Here is a 19,618-nt window from a genome sequence, read left to right as displayed (position 1 = left end):
AACGCCAGCCCACGAAGCCGGCGTGCAAGGTCCGGAATCGCCGGAAACCCGAGGAGCAAGCCCATGAAATCCCCCAAGATTCTTCCCTGGATCGCCCGCCGCGCCGGCATCAGCGACGCGCTCGCGCTCAAGCTGTGGCGTCGTGCCGCAGGCGAGGCTGAAGAAATCACCGGTTGTTGCGACAGCTCCGAGTACTTCGGGCTGGCGATCGAGCGCTTCATTCACCTCGTCGAAGACGAATCGGGCGTTCTCGTCGAACGCGAAACCCTGCTCTCGCCCGACGTCGCCTGGCTGTGGCGGCATCAGGGGCGCATGTCGCAGCTGAGCCTGCTCGCCGCGCAGAGCACCTATCGCCTCTGGCGCAGCCAGTGGGCAAACTTCTTTGCCGGGCAGAAGCACGCCGCCTGAAGCCATCCTGACCCGGCGCCAGCGCCGCGTGCTCAACACTGCGCGACCGTTCGGCACCACCGCCTGGCAGGGCAGACCCGCAAGCCCCTCCCGCCAGCGCGTGCACCACGACGTGCAGCACCGGGGCGGGAACAAATCACCGACGCAGTACGCGCGGCGCCTCAAGTGCGAGAGCGCCAGCCATTTTCGCCGCCAGCGCACTGGCCTCGGCGCGCGTCGGCAGCTGCGTCGCGCGCAGCGCGTAACGCCAGGCAGCGGCCTCGCCGGCACGCGGCCGGATGCGCACGGCGAAGCCGGCGGCGCGGGCGCGGTCGTAGAGTTCGAGCGCCGACGCCTCGTCACCGAGCGTCGCCAGTTCGACCTGCCAGCGCCCGCCCTGACGCTGCACGCCTGACCCTTCCAGCAATTCGGTCTGTACCAGCCAGCCGGCGAGTTCGTCACTGCTGGCGAACGCCACATCGAGTGGCGCTTCGCCACTGGGCGCGCGATAGACGCTCAGCGGCTCGGCAAAATCGCGCGGCGAATCGAGTTCATGCACCGCGCTGATACTGCCGGCGAGCAGGCAGAGCAGATCGCGTTGCCCGTCGGCACTGCCCCAGACCTCGGCCTGACGCAACGCCGCCGTGATCGAGGCAATGCGCACATTCACCCGGCGCTGCGCGGTGCCCGCGTGCGCAAGCGGCGGCGTGAAGCGGAAGACGCCGTGTTCGACGACGAAAGCTGCCGTTGATGTTCTCGCATCGCGACGAGCGAGCGCATTGATCGCCAGTTGCGTGTTGTCGCCAAGCTTGAGCACGCTGCCCTCGGCCAGGCGCAGTTCGACGCGCGCAGCGGAACCGGTGATGAGCAGATCGCGATTGTGCAGGCGCATTCCCGGCGCCAGCGGCGTGCGCTGTCCATTGCGTTCCAGCCAGGCCGGCGCCTGCACGGCATCGACGCGTACCGCGTCGGTCGAGCGCGCCGCTTTTTCGACATCGCTGGCCTGCGCCGCAGTCGCCAACAGAGCGCTCAGCAGAGCTAAAGCAAGCAGCAGTCGCCGACCGCCGGTAGTCATCGACACCTTCATCATCCTCTCCAGCCGCATGGCAAGCCGGCGATTCTAGCAGGAAGCGACGGCCCGCCTCGGCAGCTGCCGAGGCCGCGCCACAGACGCGGCAAGGCCCGGCGGCAGGGGCGAACGCGTATAATCAGCGCCTTGCCTGCAGCCCGGAGCTGCGCAAACTTCGCGACACGTTGTTCGCCAATGCGCCGCGAGCGCCTGAACGTTCCGGACAGCGCCCCGGCACAGTCCGCACTCGGGCACTTTGCGCCCACGCGAGTCACTGCCGGCCCCGCCACCCAACTCTTAAGTCGCCACCCTCCATGCTGGAAAAATACCAACCCGCCGACATCGAACTCGCCGCGCAGCAACGCTGGCAGCAGACCGCAGCCGCACGCGCCGTCGAAGATACGAGCCGCCCGAAGTACTACTGCCTGTCGATGTTCCCCTACCCGTCGGGCAAGCTGCACATGGGCCACGTGCGCAACTACACGATCGGCGACGTACTCGCGCGCTTCCACACGCTGCAGGGCTACAACGTGCTGCAGCCGATGGGCTGGGACGCCTTCGGCATGCCGGCGGAAAACGCGGCGATCCAGAACAAGGTGCCGCCGGCGCAGTGGACCTACGCCAACATCGAGTACATGAAGGGCCAGCTGCAACGCCTCGGCTTCGCCATCGACTGGGAACGCGAAGTCGCCACCTGCAAGCCCGACTACTACCGCTGGGAGCAGTGGCTGTTCACGCGGCTCTTTGAGAAGGGGCTGATCTACAAGCGCCTCGGCACGGTGAATTGGGACCCGATTGATCAGACCGTTCTCGCCAACGAACAGGTGATCGACGGCCGCGGCTGGCGCTCGGGCGCGCTGATCGAGAAGCGCGAAATCCCGATGTACTACATGAAGATTACCGCCTACGCCGACGAACTGCTCGCCGCGCTCGACGACCTGCCCGGCTGGCCCGAGCAGGTGCGGCTGATGCAGAAGAACTGGATCGGCAAGAGCACCGGCGTGCGCTTCGCCTTCCCCTACGAGCTAGACGGCAAAGCCGACAAGCTGTGGGTGTTCACCACGCGTGCCGACACGATCATGGGCGTCACCTTCGTCGCCGTCGCCGCCGAGCATCCGCTGGCCACCTACGCCGCGGCGAAGAATCCCGAAATCGCCGCGTTTGTCGAGGAATGCAAGAAGGGCGGCGTCGCCGAAGCCGACATCGCCACCATGGAAAAGAAGGGCGTGCCGACCGGCATCTTCGTCACGCACCCGCTCACCGGCGAGCAGGTCGAGGTGTGGATCGGCAACTACGTGCTGATGGGCTACGGCGACGGCGCGGTGATGGCGGTGCCGGCGCACGACGAGCGCGACTTTGCTTTCGCGAAGAAATACGATCTCGCGATCAAGCCGGTGGTCGCCGTTGCCGGTCATGAATTCTCGACCGACGCCTGGCAGGAGTCGTATGCCGACAAAGCCAACGGCGTCTGCGTCAATTCCGGCAAGTACGACGGACTCGACTACGCGGCAGCGGTTGACGCCATTGCCGCCGACCTCGCCGCCAAGGGGCTCGGTGAGAAGAAGGTGCAGTTCCGCCTGCGCGACTGGGGAATTTCGCGCCAGCGCTACTGGGGCTGCCCGATCCCGATCATCCACTGCGATTGCTGCGGCGACGTGCCGGTGCCCGACGCGCAGCTGCCGGTGGTGCTGCCCGAAAACGTCGTCGTCGACGGCGCCGGCAGCCCGCTGGCGCGCATGCCCGAGTTCTACGAGACGACCTGCCCCAAATGCGGCAAGCCGGCGAAGCGCGAAACCGACACGATGGACACCTTCGTCGAGTCCTCGTGGTACTTCCTGCGCTACTGCTGCGCCGACAACGATCAGGCGATGGTCGACGCACGCGTCGCCTACTGGTGCCAGGGCGGCATCGACCAGTACATCGGCGGCATCGAGCACGCCATCCTGCATCTGCTGTACTCGCGCTTCTGGACCAAGCTGATGCGCGACGTCGGCCTGTTTGACGACTTCCCTGCCGGCGCGCGCCTCGACGAGCCATTTGCCAACCTGCTGACGCAGGGCATGGTCGTCGCTCCGACCTATTACCGCGAGGAGGCCGACGGCAAGAAGCAGTGGATCAACCCGGCCGACGTCGATCTCGAATGCGACGCGCGCGGCCGCCCGGTGGCGGCAACACTGCGCGCCGACGGCCAGCCGGTGGTCATCGGTGGCACGGAGAAGATGTCGAAGTCGAAGAACAATGGCGTCGACCCGCAAGCGCTGATCGACCAGTACGGCGCCGACACGGCACGCCTGTTCATCATGTTTGCCAGCCCGCCCGACCAGTCGCTCGAATGGTCCGACGCCGGCGTCGAGGGCGCCTTCCGCTTCCTCAAGCGCCTGTGGAAGATCGTCTTCGACCACAGCAGCGAAGGCAGCGTCGCCGCCTACGTCCCCGGCCAGCCCGGCGAGCTGTCGCCGGCATTGAAAGCTTTCCGCCGCCAGCTGCATCTGGCGATCGGCAAGATCGCCGACGACTATGGCCGGCGCAAGCAGTTCAACACCGCCATCGCCGCGGTGATGGAGCTGCTCAACGCCTACGGCAAGCTCAATGACAACGACCCGCTGGCGCGCGCCGTCCGTCAGGAAGCGCTCGAAGCGGTGGCAGTGCTGCTGTGGCCGATCGTGCCGCACATCGGCGAGGAACTCTACGCCACGCTCAAGCCGGGCTGCGCGATCAGCGACGCCGGCTGGCCGAAGGTCGACGAAGCGGCATTGGCGCAGGACGAGATCGAGCTGATGCTGCAGGTGAACGGCAAGCTGCGCGGCAGCCTGCGCGTACCGGCCGGCGCCGACCGCGCCGCCATCGAGGCGGCGACGCTGGCCAGCGACACGGTGCAGAAGCATCTGGCCGGACAAGCGCCGAAGAAGCTGATCGTCGTCCCCGGCCGTCTCGTCAATATCGTCGTCTGACCCGAAAGAGGCTCCCGATGCGCGTCCGCTCACTTGCCGCAGCCGCCGCTTTCGTCACCCTCGCCGCCGCGACGCTGGTCGCCGGCTGCGGCTTCCAGCTGCGCGGCGCCTACACGCTGCCCTACGAAAGCATCTATCTGGCGCTGCCCGACTATTCGGAAGTCGGCGCCGGCCTCAAGCGCAACATCCACGCCTCGGGCGGCACGCGCCTTACCGAGCGGCCGGAAGACGCCGAAGCGATCTTCCAGCCAACCGGCGAAGCGCGTGAAAGACTGATCCTGTCGCTCTCCGGCACCGGCCGCGTGCGCGAACTGCGCCTGCGCTACCGTTTCGGCTACCGTGTCGTCGATGCCAAGGGGCGTAACCTGATCCCGCCTGGCGAAGTGGAAATGACGCGCGACATGACCTACGACGACTCGAACATCCTCTCCAAGCAACAGGAAGAGGTGCTGCTCTGGCGCGACATGCAGAGCGACATGGTGCAGCAACTGCTGCGCCGTCTGGCCGCTGTCAAGCCGGTAGCGGCGACGGAAACCGACTAGGCGCGTGCCGACAATGCAGATTCCCGGTGAGCGGCTGGCAACACACCTCGAAGGCGAACTGCGCCCACTCTACGTCGTCCATGGCGACGATCCGCTGCTGGTCATCGAAGCCGCCGACGCCATCCGCGCCGCCGCACGCCGCCGCGGTTTCGACGAGCGCAACGTGCTCACCGCGCTCACCGGTTTCAACTGGAACCAGCTGTCGCAGGCGGCCGGTTCGCGCTCGCTGTTCGGCGGGCGCACGCTGATCGACCTGCGCATTCCCAACGGCAAGCCGGGGCGCGAAGGCGGCGCCGCGCTGCAGGACTACGCCGCGCATCCCTCGCCCGACGCCTTGCTGCTGGTAACGCTGCCCGAGCTCGACTGGAAGGACGAAAAAGCCGCCTGGCTCAACGCGCTCGGTAACGCCGGTGCGATCGTCAAGCTGGTGGCACCGAAGCTCGCCGAACTGCCGGCATGGATTGCCACGCGCCTGCGCCGGCAGGGGCAGAGCGCCGACGCAGCGGGTCTGGCCTTCATCGCCGAACGCGTCGAAGGCAACCTGCTCGCCGCGCATCAGGAAATCCAGAAACTCGCGCTGCTGCACCCGCCCGGACCGCTCAGCGTCGAAGCCATCCGCGACGCCGTGCTCGACGTCGCCCGCTACGACCTCGACGCTCTGCGCGAGGCGATGCTCGCCGGCGACGCGGCACGCTACACGCGCACGCTCGACGGTCTGCGTCAGGAGGGAGAAGCGCCGCCGCTGCTGCTATGGGCGCTGGCCGAGGAAGTACGCGCGCTGGCGCAGATCCATTGCGGACTGGCGCAAGGCAAGCCGCTCGACGGCTTGCTGCGCGACGCGCGCGTCTGGGGGCCGCGGCAGGGACTGATCAAACGCGCGCTGAAGCGGATCGATCGCAGCAAAGCCGAGGCGGCATTGGCGCAAGCGGCACGCATCGACCGCATGATCAAGGGCGCCGGCAGTGGCAACGTCTGGGATGAATTCCTGCGCCTCGGGCTGGCACTCGACGCCAGCTGAGCGAAACGTGCTCGGAACCGGGCGGATGGCGCGCCCGGGTAGACAGAAAAACGTCCCCGGCCGGGGACGATGCACTTCAGGAAATCAGGAAGGGGCTCGCTGGCCGATCAAGCCTGCGAAGCAGCGCCAGCGCTGGTCGTATCCGCCGCCAGATCAGCGGCTGCTGCTTCGGCGACGGGGTCAATGCTGGCATCAAGCACGTCGGGACCCAAGCTCTCCCAGGCGCATTCGCCGTTGATGCCGCGCACATCCTGCATGCTCGGACAATCGATCTCGCGCACCAGGCATTCGCCGGCAACGCTTTCGTCAACCACCACCACTTGCAGTTCTGCGTCGATCTTGCGTTCGCCGTCCCAGAAACTGCATGTAGCGCACACCTTTACTTCAGCGGGGAGAATTAGTTTGCGGTCCATGGTCGGTAGCAGTATTGCGTCAGGGGTCGGAGTGTAAACTTTCTGGATGGTTCCGTACTTGATTTTTGCAGTATGTGAGACCTTGAATGGCCGGCGGTTCACAGCGCTGCAACAAGCGTCGATAATCAGAAACTTGAAGAACAGACTGCGTTACGCCCGGCTTGTTCCCTTTTCGCGCAACTTCACAGATTTTTGCAGGCTTTCATCTCTTTTCGCTGACTCAGGAAACTCATGGATATCGAGCTCTACATGCAGACCGTCGGCCAGCGCGCGCGCGCGGCTTCACGCGCCATGGCGCGTGCCGATACCGGCGCCAAGAATACGGCGCTGCGCGCGATTGCCGCAGCGATCCGCCGCGAAGCGGACACACTGCTCGCCGCCAACGCCGAGGACGTCGCCGCGGCGCGCGCTGCCGGTCTTGAACCGGCGATGCTCGACCGGCTGACGCTGACCGCCAAAGGCGTCGCGGCGATGGCCGAAGGCGTCGAGCAGGTGGCAGCGCTCGCCGACCCGATCGGCGAGGTGAACGACCTCAAGTTCCGCCCGAGCGGCATCCAGGTCGGTCGCATGCGCGTGCCGCTCGGCGTCATCGGCATCATTTACGAGGCGCGGCCGAACGTCACCGCCGACGCGGCGGCACTGTGTCTGAAGTCGGGCAACGCCGCCATCCTGCGCGGCGGATCGGAAGCGATCCGCTGCAACCGCGCCATCGCCGCGCTGGTGCACGAAGGACTCGCCGCCGCCGGCTTGCCGGCCGACGCCGTGCAGGTGATCGACACCACCAACCGCGCCGCCGTCGGCCACCTGATCACCATGCGCGAGTACGTTGATGTGATCGTTCCGCGCGGCGGCAAGGGGCTGATTTCGCGCCTCTTGGCCGAAGCGCGCGTGCCGATGATCCAGCACCTCGACGGCAACTGCCACGTTTACCTCGAAGAGGAAGCCGACCCGAACAAGGCGCTGAAGATCGTCGAGAACGCCAAGACGCAGCGCTACGGCACCTGCAACACGACCGAATCGCTGCTCGTCGACCGCGCCGTCGCCGCCATGCTGCTGCCGTCGGTCGCGCACATGCTGACGCACAAGGGCGTCGAGATCCGCGGCTGCGCCGAAACCTGCGCGCTCGTCGCCAACGCCGTACCGGCGAGCGAAGACGACTACTACGCCGAGTTCCTGGCGCCGGTCATCTCGGTCAAGGTCGTCGCCGGCATCGACGAGGCGATCGCGCACATCAACCAGTATTCGTCGCACCACACCGACGCCATCGTCACCGACAATCATCCGAAGGCGATGCGTTTCCTGCGCGAAGTCGACTCGGCGTCGGTGATGATCAACGCCTCGACGCGCTTCGCCGACGGTTTCGAATATGGTCTCGGCGCCGAAATCGGCATCTCGACCGACAAGATTCACGCACGCGGCCCGGTCGGCCTGAACGGGCTGACCAGCGAGAAATGGATCGTCCTCGGCGACGGCCACGTGCGCGGGTAGATGCAAATAACACAATATAAACAAATACATACGGAGACAAGCCCATGAAGAAGCTGCTCGCCACCGCAACCCTCTCGCTTGCCCTGCTCGCCTTCGGCAACGTCCACGCCGTCGAAGCCGGCGGCGTCAATTTCGCCGACCAGACAAAAGTCGGTGGCAGCGATCTCGTCGCCAACGGCGCCGGCCTGCGCAAGAAACTGTTCATCAAGGTCTATGCGATGGCGCTCTACCTGCCGACGAAGCAGGGAGACGCCGACGCAGCGATCGGCGCGCGTGGTGCCAAGCGCATCAACATCCAGCTGCTGCGCGACCTGTCGGCGCAGCAGTTCGTCGACGCGCTCAACGAAGGCGTCGCCGAGAACCACTCCGCAACCGAACTGGCCGCGCTGAAAGAGCGCCTGAAGCAGTTCTCCGACGCCATGCTCAGCGTCGGCGAAGCGAAGAGCGGCAGCGTCGTGCAACTCGACTGGCTGCCCGAAACGGGTACGCGCCTGACGGTGAACGGCCAGCAGCGCGGCCGCGACATCGCTGGCGAGGACTTCTACGGCGCACTGCTGAAAATCTGGCTCGGCCGCAAGCCGGTGCAGGACGACCTGAAGAGCGCGCTGCTCGGCCGCGGCTGAGCGATGTGCGCAAGCTGGCGCCGCCCGCCGGCAGCGCCAGCAATTTCCTGACAGCAGAGGAGCCAGCAATGCAGACAGCGCTTGACGAACAGGCCAGAAGCTTTGATGCGGTCGTTGCCTCGCCGAGCTTCTGGCTCGGTGTGGACTGCACGGCCGATGCCGTCACCGGCGTGCGTTTCCTGGCGGCACCGGCGCCGACCAGAGCGGCCTCCGGCGCGGTAGCGGCGCTCGCCGCTGAAGCCACGCGCCAGCTCGCGGCCTGGCTGGCCGACCCGGCGGCGCGCTTCGACCTGCCGCTCGCGGCGGGCGGCACCGACTTTCAACGCCGGGTGTGGGCGGCGATTGCCGCCATCCCCTGCGGCGAAACGCAAAGCTACGGCACCGTCGCCGCCGCGCTCGGCAGTGCGCCGCGCGCGGTTGGCGGTGCCTGTGGCGCCAATCCGCTGCCGGTGATCGTCCCCTGCCACCGCGTCATTGCCACCAACGGCGCGCTCGGCGGTTTTGCGCGCAGCGGCGGTGACTTCCTGCTCGGCGTCAAACGCTGGCTGCTGCAGCATGAACGTCGTGCCTGAAGCCGGGGCTCCGGTCGGCCAAGCCGGCGCAAGCAAGGGCCGTAAAGCGGCCGGCGGCCAAACCCAGGTTCCTATCGCTGAATCCGCCACTGCCGACGTCACGCCGACCGCTGCCGACCTCGCCGAAATCGACGCCTTCTGCGACACGCTGTGGCTCGAAGACGGACTGGCGCGCGCTTCGCTGGCGAGCTATCGCAGCGATCTGCTGCAACTGGCGGGCTGGCTCGCACGCCAGGGCGCCGGCCGGCTGCAGGACGCCGACGCGGTGCTGCTGACGCGCTTCGTCGCCGGCCTGTCGCGCCGCCTCTCCGCCGCCTCGCAGGCGCGCTACCTGTCGACGCTGCGCCGCTATTACCGGCACCTGCTGGCGCGCGGGCGCATCAGCGCCGACCCGACGCTGCAGATCGCGCCGCCGGTCAAACCGGGCCGTCTGCCGAAAGCCATCGCCGAGGAGCAGGTCGACGCACTGCTCGCCGCGCCGGCGGTAACGACACCGCTCGGCCTGCGCGACCGCGCCATGATCGAGACGATCTACGCCAGCGGCCTGCGCGTATCGGAGCTGATCGGCCTGAAACTGCACGAAGTGAGTTTCGAGATGGGCGTGCTGCGCGTTTTCGGCAAGGGCAGCAAGGAGCGTCTGGTGCCGCTTGGCGAACAGGCCGTCGACTGGCTCAAGCGCTACCTCGCCGAAGCGCGTCCGGCATTGCTCGGCAAACGCCACAGCGACGCGATTTTCGTCACCGCACGCGCGGCGCCGATGACGCGACAGCAGTTCTGGAACCTGATCAAGCGCTACGCGCGCATCGCCGGCATCGACGAAAGCCGCCTGTCGCCGCACGTGCTGCGCCACGCTTTCGCCACGCACCTCCTGAACCACGGCGCCGACCTGCGCGTCGTGCAACTGCTGCTCGGACATTCCGACATTTCAACGACGCAGATCTACACGCACATCGCCAGCGAGCGCCTGAAAACGCTGCATGCCGTGCACCATCCACGCGGCTGACGCACCCCGGCCGAACGCCGTGCCCTGGCACAAGGGCCGGCACGCATGCCGGCGACGCGAAACGCGGCGACCCGCGGAACTCGACCCGCACCACCTGCCACCACGCACACCACGATGAAGAAAGAACACTCACCCGAAACCCCGGCGACGCAGTTCCTGCGCCGTCACCAGGCCGAATTCACCGGCCATCCCTACGCCTACGAGGCACACGGCGGCACGCGCGTTTCGGCGCGCGAACTCGGCGTCGACGAGCACGCGGTAGTGAAGACGCTGGTCATGGAGGACGAGCACGCGCGGCCGCTGATCGTGCTCATGCACGGCGACTGCAAGGTGTCGACCAAGGAACTCGCACGCCAGGCCGGGCACAAGAAGATCGAACCGTGTGCGCCGGAAGTGGCGCAACGGCACAGCGGCTATCTGGTCGGCGGCACCAGTCCGTTCGCCACGCGCAAGGCGCTGCCGGTGTTCGTCGAGCGCGGCATCCTCGCCTTGCCGCGCATCTACATCAACGGCGGCAAACGCGGCTTTCTCGTCGGCATTGATCCGGCACTGCTGACAAGCTTGCTGGCGGCAACGCCGGTCGAGGTGGCGCTGACTGACTGAGCGGCCGACCAACAGGCACTCGAAAGCCGCCGACAGTCGACGCTCACTGACGCGGCGGCCCGCGCAACGCTTCGGGCAAGCAACGCCTTCGACAAGGAGCGCCGCCGGCGAGGACTCAGTCGCGGCTGCCGCGCTCGATGACGACGCCGACGCGGCGCACGCCGCGCATGACGCCCTGCTTGGCGATCGAGACACGCACCCAGGCCGCGCCGAAATCGTCGCGCAACAGGCTGGCGATATATTCGGCGAGCTTTTCCAGCAGGTTGAAGCGGCGTTCGGCGAGTTCGCGGCGCAGGCGCTCGACGACCTGCGCGTAGTCGATGGTGTCGCCGATATCATCGCTGGCGCCGGCGCTGGCGGTCGAGGCGCCGATCTGCAAGGACAGCTCGATCGTCTGCGCCATCGCCTTTTCGCGCGGGTAGATGCCGATGTGGGCGGAAAGGCGAAGATCTTCGATGAAGATGATGTCCATGCGGCGGGCCGGCGGAGAGGTTAGAATCGCGGGCCGGCCAGTGCAAATGCAGCCAATGTTTATCGCCGGCCGGCGAACAGGAGCGACATTTTACCCTTGAACCGGTCGTCGCCCGCAGCGCATGCGGCCCACCGACGACGCTGCCAACCCCGCACCAGCGCGGCGCAGACAAACGCCCCGTCACGAAACATCACGGCCGCCACCCGATCACCGCTGACCACACCTGCCCATCTCCAGACTCTCGCCGCATGCCCGCCGACCTGACTGTCCCGCTCGCCATCCTCGCCGCCTACCTGCTCGGGTCGGTGCCGTTTGCAGTCATCTCCAGCCGACTGTTCGGCCTCGCCGACCCGCGCAGCTACGGCTCGGGCAATCCCGGCGCGACCAACGTGCTGCGCAGCGGCAACAAGGCGGCGGCGATCTTCACGCTGATCGGCGACGCCGCCAAGGGCTGGCTCGCGGTCTTTCTCGCCAAGGCCGCAGCCTTCGAGCCGACGGCGCTCGGGCTGGTCATGCTCGCCGTCTTCTTCGGCCATCTTTTCCCGGTTTTCCTGAAATTCCGCGGTGGCAAAGGCGTCGCCACCGCCGCCGGCGTGCTGCTCGCGCTTGATCCGTTGATCGGCTTGTGCACACTCGGCGTCTGGCTGTGCATCGCTCTCGGCCTGCGCTATTCGTCGCTGGCAGCGCTCTGCGCCGCCGTCGCCGCACCGCTGCTGAGCGTCTGGTTGCGCGGCCCCGACGCGGTGAGCATCGCCGTCGGCATCATGGCCGCGGCGCTGATCGGCAAGCACTGGCACAACCTGCAACGCCTGCTCGCCGGCAGCGAGCCGAGAATCGGCGCAAAGAAGAAGTAAGCCCTACAGGCAGTAACCCGCAGCCTGCGCTACGCGCCGACGCCAGCAACCGAGGACGCGACCGGTCGCGCGGCTGGCGACCTGCTGCGCCAGGCAGCTAAGCCGGTCGCTCGCTGAGCAGCAGGTCGGCCAGCGGCCAGCGCGGACGCACCGCAAACGAACCTGCCACTTTCGCTTCGCTTCCCGCCTGCAGGCGCAAGGCGCCGGCCAGCGCGATCATGGCGCCGTTGTCGGTACAGAACTCGAATTCGGGATAGAACACGGCAAAGCGGCCGCGCGCCGCACGCTCGTCGAGCTGGCGACGCAATTCACGATTGGCGCCGACACCGCCGGCGACGACCAGCTGGCGCAGCCCGGCAGCACGCAGCGCGGCGGCCGATTTCTTCACCAGCACTTCGACGATCGCCGCCTGGAAGGCATGCGCCAGATCGGCGCGCTGCTGCTCACTCAGCGCCACGGCGCCGCCGAGTTCGCGCACGCGCGTCAGCACGGCGGTTTTCAGGCCGCTGAAGCTGAAGTCGAAATCGCCCGAATGCAGCATCGGCCGCGGCAGTTTGAAGACATCGGCGCGCCCCTCCACCGCCAGCGCTGCCAGCGCCGGCCCGCCCGGATAGCCAAGGCCGAGCAGCTTGGCGGTCTTGTCGAAAGCCTCGCCAGCGGCGTCGTCGAGCGTTTCGCCGAGCAGCGAATAGCGGCCGACGCCGTCGACGCGCATCAACTGCGTGTGCCCGCCGGAAACGAGCAGCGCGACGAAAGGAAAACGCGGCGGCGTACGCGACAACAAGGGCGAGAGCAGATGCCCTTCGAGGTGATGCAGCGGCACCGTCGGCACGCCGAGCGCAGCGGCCAGCGCTTCGGCAAAGGCGGCGCCGACCAGCAGCGCGCCAGCGAGCCCCGGCCCCTGCGTGTAGGCGACGGCGCCGATCTCGGCCAGCGCGCAGCCACTGTCGTCGAGCGCCTTGCGCAGCAGTGGCGAGATGCGCCGGATATGGTCGCGCGAAGCAAGCTCCGGGACGACGCCGCCGTAGGCTTCGTGCATCGCCACCTGCGAGTGCAAGGCATGCGCCAAGAGCGTTCCGCCGCCGTCAGCGCAGCTGCGATAGAGGGCGACACCGGTTTCGTCGCAGGAGGATTCGATTCCGAGGACCAGCATGGCGCGCATTCTACCGCAGCGACGTCGCCGACAAGACACGCGACGCCAGGTGCAAGTGAAAAAGCGCTGGAGTTGGCGAACGCCTTTGTCTATAATGCGCGGCTCGATTGAAGCCGATGTTCCGCCTGCCCGTCAGGGACAGGACTGTCCGGGCCTTCCACCGAATTCACCGAACCCGCCGAGCTGGCGGCATCCTTCGATGCCGCCGGATTTAGAACTTAGGATAGAGTCAATGCCCGCCATTCGCGTCAAGGAAAATGAGCCGTTCGAAGTAGCGATTCGCCGTTTCAAGCGCACCGTAGAAAAAACCGGTCTGCTGACCGAGCTGCGTGCTCGCGAGTTCTACGAGAAGCCCACTGCCGAGCGCAAGCGCAAACTGGCCGCCGCCGTCAAGCGCCATCACAAGCGCATGCGCAGCCAGACTCTGCCGCCGAAGCTCTACTAAGCGCGGTTTGCACCTCGCCGACGAGCCGCCTGTCTGACGATGGGCGGCTTTTGGCGTTTATGGGCACCAACCCCGGCAGCCGCCGGCAGCATGCGGCGAAGCACCGCCGCCTCCGGTCATTGCCAGTGCAGAGCCGCCCGTCGTCGCCGGTTTTCCCGTAGCTGTCTTTCCCGTACGGAGGATGTCGCATGACCCTGAAGGAACGCATCAACGAGGACATGAAGGCGGCAATGCGCGCCCGCGAAACGGCGCGGCTCGGCACCATCCGTCTGCTGCTGGCAGCGATCAAGCAGAAGGAAGTCGATGAGCGGATCACGCTCGACGACGCCACCGTCGTCGCCGTCATCGACCGCATGCTCAAGCAGCGGCGCGACTCTATCTCCCAGTTCCGCGCTGCCGCGCGCCACGATCTTGCCGATGCCGAACAGGCCGAAGCCGACCTGCTCGGCAGCTATCTGCCGGCCGGGCTGTCCGACGCCGAAATCGACGCAGCGATCGCCAGCACCATCGCCGAAGCAAGCTCCGGCGGCGCCGCCGGCCCGGCGCTGATGGGCAAGGTAATGAGCGCGCTGAAAGCGAAGCTCGCCGGCCGCTGCGACATGAGCGAAGTCTCGCGTCGCGTCAAAAACCAGCTTGCCGGCGCCTGAGTGCCCGCCGCTGCGCATGCGGACCGGCACCTCGACGCCGCCGCGCGGCATGAGCGCGGGCTGAGCGCGTGATCCCGGAATCCTTCATCCAGGAACTGCTGCATCGGGTCGACATCGTCGACCTGATCGACAGCCACGTGCCGCTGAAGAAAGCGGGCGCCAACTATGCCGCCTGCTGCCCCTTCCACAACGAGAAGTCGCCGTCCTTCACCGTCAGCCCGAGCAAGCAGTTCTATCACTGCTTCGGCTGCGGTGCGCACGGCACGGCAATCGGCTTCATGATGGAATACGCCGGCCTCGGCTTCATCGACGCCGTGCGCGAACTCGCCAACCGCGTCGGCATGGTCGTCCCCGAGGACGAGCGGCGCCGCCCCGCCGACGCGCCGCAGACGGTGGCGCTGGCCGAAGCGATGGGCCGCGCCGCGCGCTTCTACTACGAGTCGCTGAAGACCTCGCCGAAAGCGATCGCTTACCTCAAGTCGCGCGGCGTCAGCGGCGAAGTGGCGCGCCGCTTCGGCATCGGTTACGCCGGCGACGGCTGGCAGAACCTCGAGCAGGCCTTCGAACGCTACGACGACCCCGCCCTGCAGAGCGCCGGCCTGGTCATCCGCAACGAGCAGGGCCGGCTTTACGACCGCTTCCGCGACCGGGTGATGTTCCCGATCATCAACGCCAAGGGCGAGGTGATCGCCTTCGGCGGACGCGTCCTCGGCGAAGGCGAGCCGAAATACCTCAACTCGCCGGAAACGCCGCTGTTCGAAAAAGGCCGCGAAGTCTTCGGCCTGCCGCAGGCGCGCGCGGCGCTGCGCGAGACCAACACGGCGATCGTCGTCGAGGGCTACATGGACGTCGTCGCGCTCGCCCAGCACGGCGTCGGCAACGCACTGGCGACACTGGGAACGGCAACGACGCCGACGCACGTGCAGAAGCTGCTGCGCCAGGTCGACCGCATCGCCTACTGCTTCGACGGCGACTCCGCCGGACGCAAGGCCGCCTGGCGGGCGCTTGAAAACAGCCTCGAAGCGCTGCCGGAACAGAAAAGCATCGGTTTCGTCTTCCTGCCGCCCGAGGACGACCCCGACAGCTACGTGCGCGCGCACGGCGCCGACGAATTCAAGCGGCTGGTCGCGCAGGCGACGCCGCTCTCGGATTTCATGCTCGGCGAGCTGTCAGCGCACTGCGACCTCGCCAGCGCCGAGGGGCGCGCGCAACTGGTCGCCGCCGCCAAGCCACTGCTCGGCCGCCTGCAGACGCCGCTGCTGCGCCTGCAGATCGTCAAGCAGCTCGCCGAAAAGACCGGCTTCTCGCAGGCCGAAGTCGAGCGCCTGTGCGACCTGCGCCCGATCACACGGCCAGCACCAGCGCGGGCGCCGCGACGCCCGCCTTCGCTGGCGCGCGCGCTGCTCGCGCTGCTGCTGCAGAAACCCGAACTGGCGCGTCAGGTACCGCTCGCCGCGCTCACCGACAGCTCCGGCGAAGCGCGCGCCGTCCGCCAACTGTGCGCCGCTGTTGCCGACGCCGGGCCGGTAACACCGGGCCTGGCCGCATTGATCGAACGGCTGCGCGGCAGCGACGAGGAAAGCGTATTGCGCGAAGCGGCGGCGGAACTAATGCAGCATCCGTTCGCCGAAGAGGACATCGACAGCGAGTTCGCCGGCGCCATCGAGCAATTGCAGGCGGGCGAGCAGCGCCGCGCTTTTGAAGAATTGCAGACGAAAGTGCAGCGCCTCGGCGTCAGCGGCCTCAACGACAACGAAAAGCGGCAGTATCTGGCGGCATTGAGTGGGCGCAACCCGCCCGCCGCCGTGCGCGAGGGCAACTAGTAAGCGGCTGGCCGATCCGGGAATCACTCCGGAAAACAGGCTAAGCTGTGATAAAATTAGCGGTTTTTCCAACCTAACGCTAACCGGGAAAATGGTCATGGCAAGGGAAAAGACAGTGGCGACAGCAAAAGACGTGAAGACCAAGACGGCCAAGGCAAAAACAGCGGCAGACCTGCTCGCGCAGGCAAGCGCGGCACCCTCGCCCGTCGACGCCGAAACGCGCAAGACGCGACTGAAAAGCCTCATCAAGCAGGGCAAGGAACGCGGCTTCCTGACCTATGCCGAGATCAACGACCACCTCCCCGACGACGTGGTCGATGCCGAGCAGATCGAAGGCATCATCAGCACCTTCAACGACATGGGCATCCAGGTCTATGACGAGGCGCCCGATGCCGAAACGCTGCTCATGTCCGACGCGACGCCGGCTGCCGGCGCCGACGACGCCGACGTTGAAGAGCAGGCCGAACAGGCGCTGTCGACGGTCGATTCCGAATTCGGCCGCACCACCGACCCGGTGCGCATGTACATGCGCGAAATGGGCTCGGTCGAGCTGCTGACGCGCGAAGGCGAAATCGAGATCGCCAAGCGCATCGAAGACGGCTTGAAGCACATGATCCAGGCGATCTCCGCCTGCCCGACGACCATCGCCGAAATCATCGACGCCGCCGACAAGATCGAGCGCGACGAAATGCGCATCGACGAACTGATCGACGGCCTGATCGACATGAATGCCGCCGCCGAACCGGCCGCGCTGGTCGAAGAGAGCGAAGTCGACGAGGAAGACGAGGACGAAGCGGGCGAAGACGAAGAAGGCGGCGAAGCCGCTGCCGCCTCGGCCTCGCTGCTGCAACTGAAGACCGAAGCACTGGAACGCTTCGCCAACATCAAGGCGATGTACACCAAGGCGCACAGCGCACTGGCAAAGAAGGGCTCGCAGGACAAGACCTATCTCAAGCTGCAGCAGCAGATCTCCGACGAGATGATGAACATCCGCTTCACGTCGAAGACCATCGAGCGCCTGTGCGACTCGGTACGCGCCATGGTTGAGGAATCGCGCGCCTGCGAGCGCAAGATTCAGCAGATCTGCGTCGACAAGGTGCGCATGCCGCGCCCGCACTTCATCAAGTCCTTCCCCGGCAACGAACTCAACCTCGAGTGGGCCGACAACGAAATCGCCTGTGCCGCCAAGAGCTACGGCGCGATCCTGACGCGCAACGCGCCGAACATCGTCGAAGAGCAGAAGAAACTGATCGCCTTGCAGGACCGCATCGGCATCCCGCTGAAGGAACTGAAGGAGATCAACAAGCAGATGTCCACCGGCGAAGCCAAGGCACGTCGCGCCAAGCGCGAAATGACCGAAGCCAACCTGCGTCTGGTCATCTCGATCGCCAAGAAGTACACCAACCGCGGCCTGCAGTTCCTCGACCTCATCCAGGAAGGCAACATCGGCCTGATGAAGGCCGTCGACAAGTTCGAATACCGCCGCGGCTACAAATTCTCGACCTACGCCACGTGGTGGATCCGTCAGGCGATCACGCGCTCGATCGCCGACCAGGCACGCACCATCCGCATCCCGGTGCACATGATCGAGACGATCAACAAGATGAACCGCATCTCGCGGCAGATCCTGCAGGAAACGGGCGCCGAGCCCGATCCGGCAACGCTCGCCAAGAAGATGGAAATGCCGGAAGAGAAGATCCGCAAGATCCTCAAGATCAGCAAGGAACCGATCTCGATGGAAACGCCGATCGGCGACGACGACGACTCGCACCTCGGCGACTTCATGGAAGACCAGGCGACGCTGGCACCGGCCGACGCCGCGCTCTACTCCAGCCTGCGCTTCATCACCAAGGACGTGCTCGACACGCTGACGCCGCGCGAAGCCAAGGTGCTGCGCATGCGCTTCGGCATCGAGATGAACACCGACCACACGCTGGAAGAAGTCGGCAAGCAGTTCGACGTCACGCGCGAGCGCATCCGCCAGATCGAAGCCAAGGCACTGCGCAAGCTGCGTCACCCGTCGCGCTCGGACAAACTGCGCAGCTTCCTCGACAGCGGCAACTAGGCAGCACGGGCCTGTAGCTCAGTTGGTTAGAGCAGAGGACTCATAATCCTTTGGTCCACGGTTCAAGTCCGTGCGGGCCCACCAATGAAAACAAGGGGTCAGGCTGTAAGCCTGACCCCTTTTTCTTTGCCGGGTAACATCACAGTGACACTTGTGAGGGAGCGGGAGATATGGCACAGCTGAAGCAGTGGGAAAAAAAGCCGGGATATTCAGGGACGGCGCGGGATTCAGCGGTATCGGAGCCCTTAACGCGCGGCCGTCGTTTTGCACGCTTGGAAGCGCCTGGCCGATGAATTTTGCGACTCATTTGGCACGATGGGTTAGCGCTTTGGTCGTTGATTGCGGCCTGGTCATGGTGCCAAAGGATACCGACGCGCGCGAACGTCTCCCGCATTGTTAAAAATGCTGGAAGGTCGTTCAGCGGAAATTTTGCCCAAGCTTTCGCCGCGAAGGCCAGCCACGTGTAGGCGGCGTGATCGCTCCCCATGTCGGGGATTATGCGTAAACAGTATGTCGCTGGCGTTACCGCACTAGGCTGCGGCCTTGCCATCACCACACCCGATGCCATCGGGTGTAATCAAGCCTCTATCGATGTTCATCTGATAGAACTCAAGCGCAGCCGCAGCAAGGCTTTCTTGCGGCAGACCGGCGGCGATCAGTCCCTGCAGAATCGCCGACAACGCCGGCACGTTCACCTTGGCCGGACCTGGCCGCAAATCCTTTATCAGCATCGGGCCGTCACCCGTCAGCAGCCAATTAGCGTTCGCTCCAGCCTTGACGTAGGCGGCCAGCGTCGTCGCCTTGGCCTCGTTGACGCCCCCTTCGTTGTTTTCGAGTGTCCTTACGGACAAACCACCGTTTTCAGTGGCGAGCGCGGGGCGGCTGAGCCCGAGCGATACGCGGACAGCCTCCATCCGCCGCCCGATTTCGGCGAATTCCGACGTTGACGCTTTCGGAGCCGAAGCGTCAACCAGAGGTGTCAACTGGTACCTGCCGTTGACACTTTCGCTAACCTTTGAATTGTCGGGTTTTTTTCTTCCTGCCACACCGCACCGATCAATTGAAAGTGTCAACCACCGAAAAGGTGCGTCAACACCGTTGACAACCACCGTTTCCGGTGGCGTAATGCCATCCATCGCACCGCAGCTTAGAGGCGCAAAAGATGGCAACGAAGCCCGCAAAAAAAGCCAGTCAAGAAGACTGGCATCCAGCCAAGGTCAAGATGGAACTGCACGTGCGCGGAATCACGCTTTCCGCGCTCGCCGAGCAGCATGGTCTGACCAGTAGCTCCACGCTCTCAGCGGCCCTGACCCGCAGCTATCCGGCCAACGAGAAACGGATCGCCGACGCCATCGGAGTACATCCGATGGAGATCTGGCCGAGCCGTTACAACGCCGATGGCAGCCGCAAGCCGCAGGGGTTCCGCGCCCTTCAGTTTAACGCGGCCACGTTGGCACGCAATGGCAACTTGCGGGCGGTGGCGTAGCCAT

The 19,618-nt window shown here is 65.9% G+C and carries 20 protein-coding genes and 1 tRNA gene; 16 read left to right on the top strand and 5 right to left on the bottom strand.

Annotated features, from left to right (window positions below; translation table 11 throughout):
• Window positions 1–63: 63 nt before the first annotated feature.
• On the top strand, window positions 64–408 hold the full coding sequence (locus GGD90_RS08325) for a hypothetical protein (protein ID WP_153116079.1): 345 nt from the start codon (window positions 64–66) through the stop codon (window positions 406–408).
• Window positions 409–544: 136 nt separating this feature from the next.
• Here GGD90_RS08325 and GGD90_RS08320 read toward each other — a convergent pair whose 3' ends face one another.
• The gene (locus tag GGD90_RS08320; RefSeq protein ID WP_228273694.1) at window positions 545–1,462 is read right to left on the bottom strand and encodes a FecR domain-containing protein; all 918 of its coding nucleotides are present in this window, start codon (window positions 1,460–1,462) and stop codon (window positions 545–547) included.
• 308 nt (window positions 1,463–1,770) lie between these two features.
• Here GGD90_RS08320 and leuS point away from each other — a divergent pair, with 308 nt between their 5' ends.
• Genes leuS through holA form a run of 3 tightly spaced genes read left to right on the top strand, consistent with a single transcriptional unit; the run spans window position 1,771 to window position 5,967 of the window.
• Window positions 1,771–4,407 carry a leucine--tRNA ligase gene (gene leuS / locus GGD90_RS08315; protein WP_153116077.1) on the top strand — a complete coding sequence of 879 codons (2,637 nt, stop codon included), beginning with the start codon at window positions 1,771–1,773 and terminating at the stop codon, window positions 4,405–4,407.
• Between the two features lie 17 nt (window positions 4,408–4,424).
• Window positions 4,425–4,949 carry an LPS-assembly lipoprotein LptE gene (locus GGD90_RS08310; protein ID WP_153116076.1) on the top strand — a complete coding sequence of 175 codons (525 nt, stop codon included), beginning with the start codon at window positions 4,425–4,427 and terminating at the stop codon, window positions 4,947–4,949.
• Between the two features lie 13 nt (window positions 4,950–4,962).
• A complete protein-coding gene (gene holA / locus GGD90_RS08305) occupies window positions 4,963–5,967 on the top strand; it encodes a DNA polymerase III subunit delta (RefSeq protein WP_153116234.1) in 1,005 nt (334 codons plus the stop codon).
• Between the two features lie 107 nt (window positions 5,968–6,074).
• Here holA and GGD90_RS08300 read toward each other — a convergent pair whose 3' ends face one another.
• Window positions 6,075–6,380: a hypothetical protein gene (locus GGD90_RS08300; RefSeq protein ID WP_153116075.1), complete on the bottom strand. Its 306-nt coding sequence runs from the start codon at window positions 6,378–6,380 to the stop codon at window positions 6,075–6,077.
• A gap of 231 nt (window positions 6,381–6,611) precedes the next feature.
• Between GGD90_RS08300 and GGD90_RS08295 the strand changes: the two genes are divergently transcribed.
• The 5 genes from GGD90_RS08295 (at window position 6,612) to GGD90_RS08275 (ending at window position 10,669) form a co-directional block, all read left to right on the top strand.
• Entirely contained in the window at window positions 6,612–7,868 is a 1,257-nt protein-coding gene (locus tag GGD90_RS08295; RefSeq protein WP_153116074.1) for a glutamate-5-semialdehyde dehydrogenase, read from the top strand.
• Between the two features lie 44 nt (window positions 7,869–7,912).
• Window positions 7,913–8,491, top strand: a complete 579-nt coding sequence (locus GGD90_RS08290) for a chalcone isomerase family protein (RefSeq protein WP_153116073.1) — start codon at window positions 7,913–7,915, stop codon at window positions 8,489–8,491.
• Between the two features lie 68 nt (window positions 8,492–8,559).
• Complete coding sequence (locus GGD90_RS08285) at window positions 8,560–9,063, top strand: methylated-DNA--[protein]-cysteine S-methyltransferase (RefSeq protein ID WP_153116072.1); 504 nt, start codon at window positions 8,560–8,562, stop codon at window positions 9,061–9,063.
• Window positions 9,047–10,066, top strand: a complete 1,020-nt coding sequence (gene xerD, locus GGD90_RS08280) for a site-specific tyrosine recombinase XerD (protein ID WP_153116071.1) — start codon at window positions 9,047–9,049, stop codon at window positions 10,064–10,066. The genes GGD90_RS08285 and xerD overlap by 17 nt, the downstream gene beginning before the upstream one ends.
• Before the next feature lie 114 nt (window positions 10,067–10,180).
• Window positions 10,181–10,669: an aminoacyl-tRNA deacylase gene (locus GGD90_RS08275; RefSeq protein WP_153116070.1), complete on the top strand. Its 489-nt coding sequence runs from the start codon at window positions 10,181–10,183 to the stop codon at window positions 10,667–10,669.
• Window positions 10,670–10,784: 115 nt separating this feature from the next.
• Here the strand turns inward: GGD90_RS08275 and folB are convergent, their stop codons facing one another.
• Window positions 10,785–11,141, bottom strand: a complete 357-nt coding sequence (gene folB / locus GGD90_RS08270) for a dihydroneopterin aldolase (RefSeq protein WP_153116069.1) — start codon at window positions 11,139–11,141, stop codon at window positions 10,785–10,787.
• Between the two features lie 248 nt (window positions 11,142–11,389).
• Here folB and plsY point away from each other — a divergent pair, with 248 nt between their 5' ends.
• Window positions 11,390–11,995, top strand: a complete 606-nt coding sequence (gene plsY / locus GGD90_RS08265) for a glycerol-3-phosphate 1-O-acyltransferase PlsY (protein ID WP_153116068.1) — start codon at window positions 11,390–11,392, stop codon at window positions 11,993–11,995.
• A gap of 97 nt (window positions 11,996–12,092) precedes the next feature.
• Here plsY and tsaD read toward each other — a convergent pair whose 3' ends face one another.
• Complete coding sequence (tsaD, locus tag GGD90_RS08260) at window positions 12,093–13,148, bottom strand: tRNA (adenosine(37)-N6)-threonylcarbamoyltransferase complex transferase subunit TsaD (protein ID WP_153116067.1); 1,056 nt, start codon at window positions 13,146–13,148, stop codon at window positions 12,093–12,095.
• Between the two features lie 232 nt (window positions 13,149–13,380).
• Between tsaD and rpsU the strand changes: the two genes are divergently transcribed.
• From rpsU to GGD90_RS08235, 5 genes are all read left to right on the top strand, one after another.
• Window positions 13,381–13,593 (top strand): 30S ribosomal protein S21, encoded by a 213-nt coding sequence (gene rpsU / locus GGD90_RS08255; protein ID WP_012807257.1) that lies wholly within the window; start codon window positions 13,381–13,383, stop codon window positions 13,591–13,593.
• 188 nt (window positions 13,594–13,781) lie between these two features.
• On the top strand, window positions 13,782–14,240 hold the full coding sequence (locus GGD90_RS08250) for a GatB/YqeY domain-containing protein (protein WP_153116066.1): 459 nt from the start codon (window positions 13,782–13,784) through the stop codon (window positions 14,238–14,240).
• A gap of 68 nt (window positions 14,241–14,308) precedes the next feature.
• Window positions 14,309–16,063, top strand: a complete 1,755-nt coding sequence (gene dnaG / locus GGD90_RS08245; protein ID WP_153116065.1) for a DNA primase — start codon at window positions 14,309–14,311, stop codon at window positions 16,061–16,063.
• 97 nt (window positions 16,064–16,160) lie between these two features.
• Window positions 16,161–18,128: an RNA polymerase sigma factor RpoD gene (rpoD, locus tag GGD90_RS08240; RefSeq protein ID WP_153116064.1), complete on the top strand. Its 1,968-nt coding sequence runs from the start codon at window positions 16,161–16,163 to the stop codon at window positions 18,126–18,128.
• A gap of 7 nt (window positions 18,129–18,135) precedes the next feature.
• Window positions 18,136–18,212: transfer RNA gene (locus GGD90_RS08235), tRNA-Ile, on the top strand.
• A gap of 446 nt (window positions 18,213–18,658) precedes the next feature.
• Here GGD90_RS08235 and GGD90_RS08230 read toward each other — a convergent pair.
• Entirely contained in the window at window positions 18,659–19,264 is a 606-nt protein-coding gene (locus GGD90_RS08230) for a hypothetical protein (protein ID WP_153116063.1), read from the bottom strand.
• Between the two features lie 26 nt (window positions 19,265–19,290).
• Here GGD90_RS08230 and GGD90_RS08225 point away from each other — a divergent pair, with 26 nt between their 5' ends.
• A complete protein-coding gene (locus GGD90_RS08225; RefSeq protein ID WP_153116062.1) occupies window positions 19,291–19,614 on the top strand; it encodes a helix-turn-helix domain-containing protein in 324 nt (107 codons plus the stop codon).
• Window positions 19,615–19,618 lie beyond the last annotated feature (4 nt).

This window comes from Rhodocyclus tenuis (assembly GCF_014197755.1).
GTDB classification, from domain to species: domain Bacteria; phylum Pseudomonadota; class Gammaproteobacteria; order Burkholderiales; family Rhodocyclaceae; genus Rhodocyclus; species Rhodocyclus tenuis.
The sequence above is the reverse complement of the archived record's forward strand: the minus strand, read 5'-3'. Positions and strand labels throughout refer to the sequence as shown.

Bases quoted from the DNA above. Each gene is read 5' to 3' on its own strand.
- GGD90_RS08325 (WP_153116079.1), top strand. From the start codon at position 64: ATGAAATCCCCCAAGATTCTTCCCTGGATCGCCCGCCGCGCCGGCATC.
- GGD90_RS08320 (WP_228273694.1), bottom strand. From the start codon at position 1,462: ATGACTACCGGCGGTCGGCGACTGCTGCTTGCTTTAGCTCTGCTGAGC.
- leuS (WP_153116077.1), top strand. From the start codon at position 1,771: ATGCTGGAAAAATACCAACCCGCCGACATCGAACTCGCCGCGCAGCAA.
- GGD90_RS08310 (WP_153116076.1), top strand. From the start codon at position 4,425: ATGCGCGTCCGCTCACTTGCCGCAGCCGCCGCTTTCGTCACCCTCGCC.
- holA (WP_153116234.1), top strand. From the start codon at position 4,963: ATGCAGATTCCCGGTGAGCGGCTGGCAACACACCTCGAAGGCGAACTG.
- GGD90_RS08300 (WP_153116075.1), bottom strand. From the start codon at position 6,380: ATGGACCGCAAACTAATTCTCCCCGCTGAAGTAAAGGTGTGCGCTACA.
- GGD90_RS08295 (WP_153116074.1), top strand. From the start codon at position 6,612: ATGGATATCGAGCTCTACATGCAGACCGTCGGCCAGCGCGCGCGCGCG.
- GGD90_RS08290 (WP_153116073.1), top strand. From the start codon at position 7,913: ATGAAGAAGCTGCTCGCCACCGCAACCCTCTCGCTTGCCCTGCTCGCC.
- GGD90_RS08285 (WP_153116072.1), top strand. From the start codon at position 8,560: ATGCAGACAGCGCTTGACGAACAGGCCAGAAGCTTTGATGCGGTCGTT.
- xerD (WP_153116071.1), top strand. From the start codon at position 9,047: ATGAACGTCGTGCCTGAAGCCGGGGCTCCGGTCGGCCAAGCCGGCGCA.
- GGD90_RS08275 (WP_153116070.1), top strand. From the start codon at position 10,181: ATGAAGAAAGAACACTCACCCGAAACCCCGGCGACGCAGTTCCTGCGC.
- folB (WP_153116069.1), bottom strand. From the start codon at position 11,141: ATGGACATCATCTTCATCGAAGATCTTCGCCTTTCCGCCCACATCGGC.
- plsY (WP_153116068.1), top strand. From the start codon at position 11,390: ATGCCCGCCGACCTGACTGTCCCGCTCGCCATCCTCGCCGCCTACCTG.
- tsaD (WP_153116067.1), bottom strand. From the start codon at position 13,148: ATGCTGGTCCTCGGAATCGAATCCTCCTGCGACGAAACCGGTGTCGCC.
- rpsU (WP_012807257.1), top strand. From the start codon at position 13,381: ATGCCCGCCATTCGCGTCAAGGAAAATGAGCCGTTCGAAGTAGCGATT.
- GGD90_RS08250 (WP_153116066.1), top strand. From the start codon at position 13,782: ATGACCCTGAAGGAACGCATCAACGAGGACATGAAGGCGGCAATGCGC.
- rpoD (WP_153116064.1), top strand. From the start codon at position 16,161: ATGGCAAGGGAAAAGACAGTGGCGACAGCAAAAGACGTGAAGACCAAG.
- GGD90_RS08230 (WP_153116063.1), bottom strand. From the start codon at position 19,264: ATGGATGGCATTACGCCACCGGAAACGGTGGTTGTCAACGGTGTTGAC.
- GGD90_RS08225 (WP_153116062.1), top strand. From the start codon at position 19,291: ATGGCAACGAAGCCCGCAAAAAAAGCCAGTCAAGAAGACTGGCATCCA.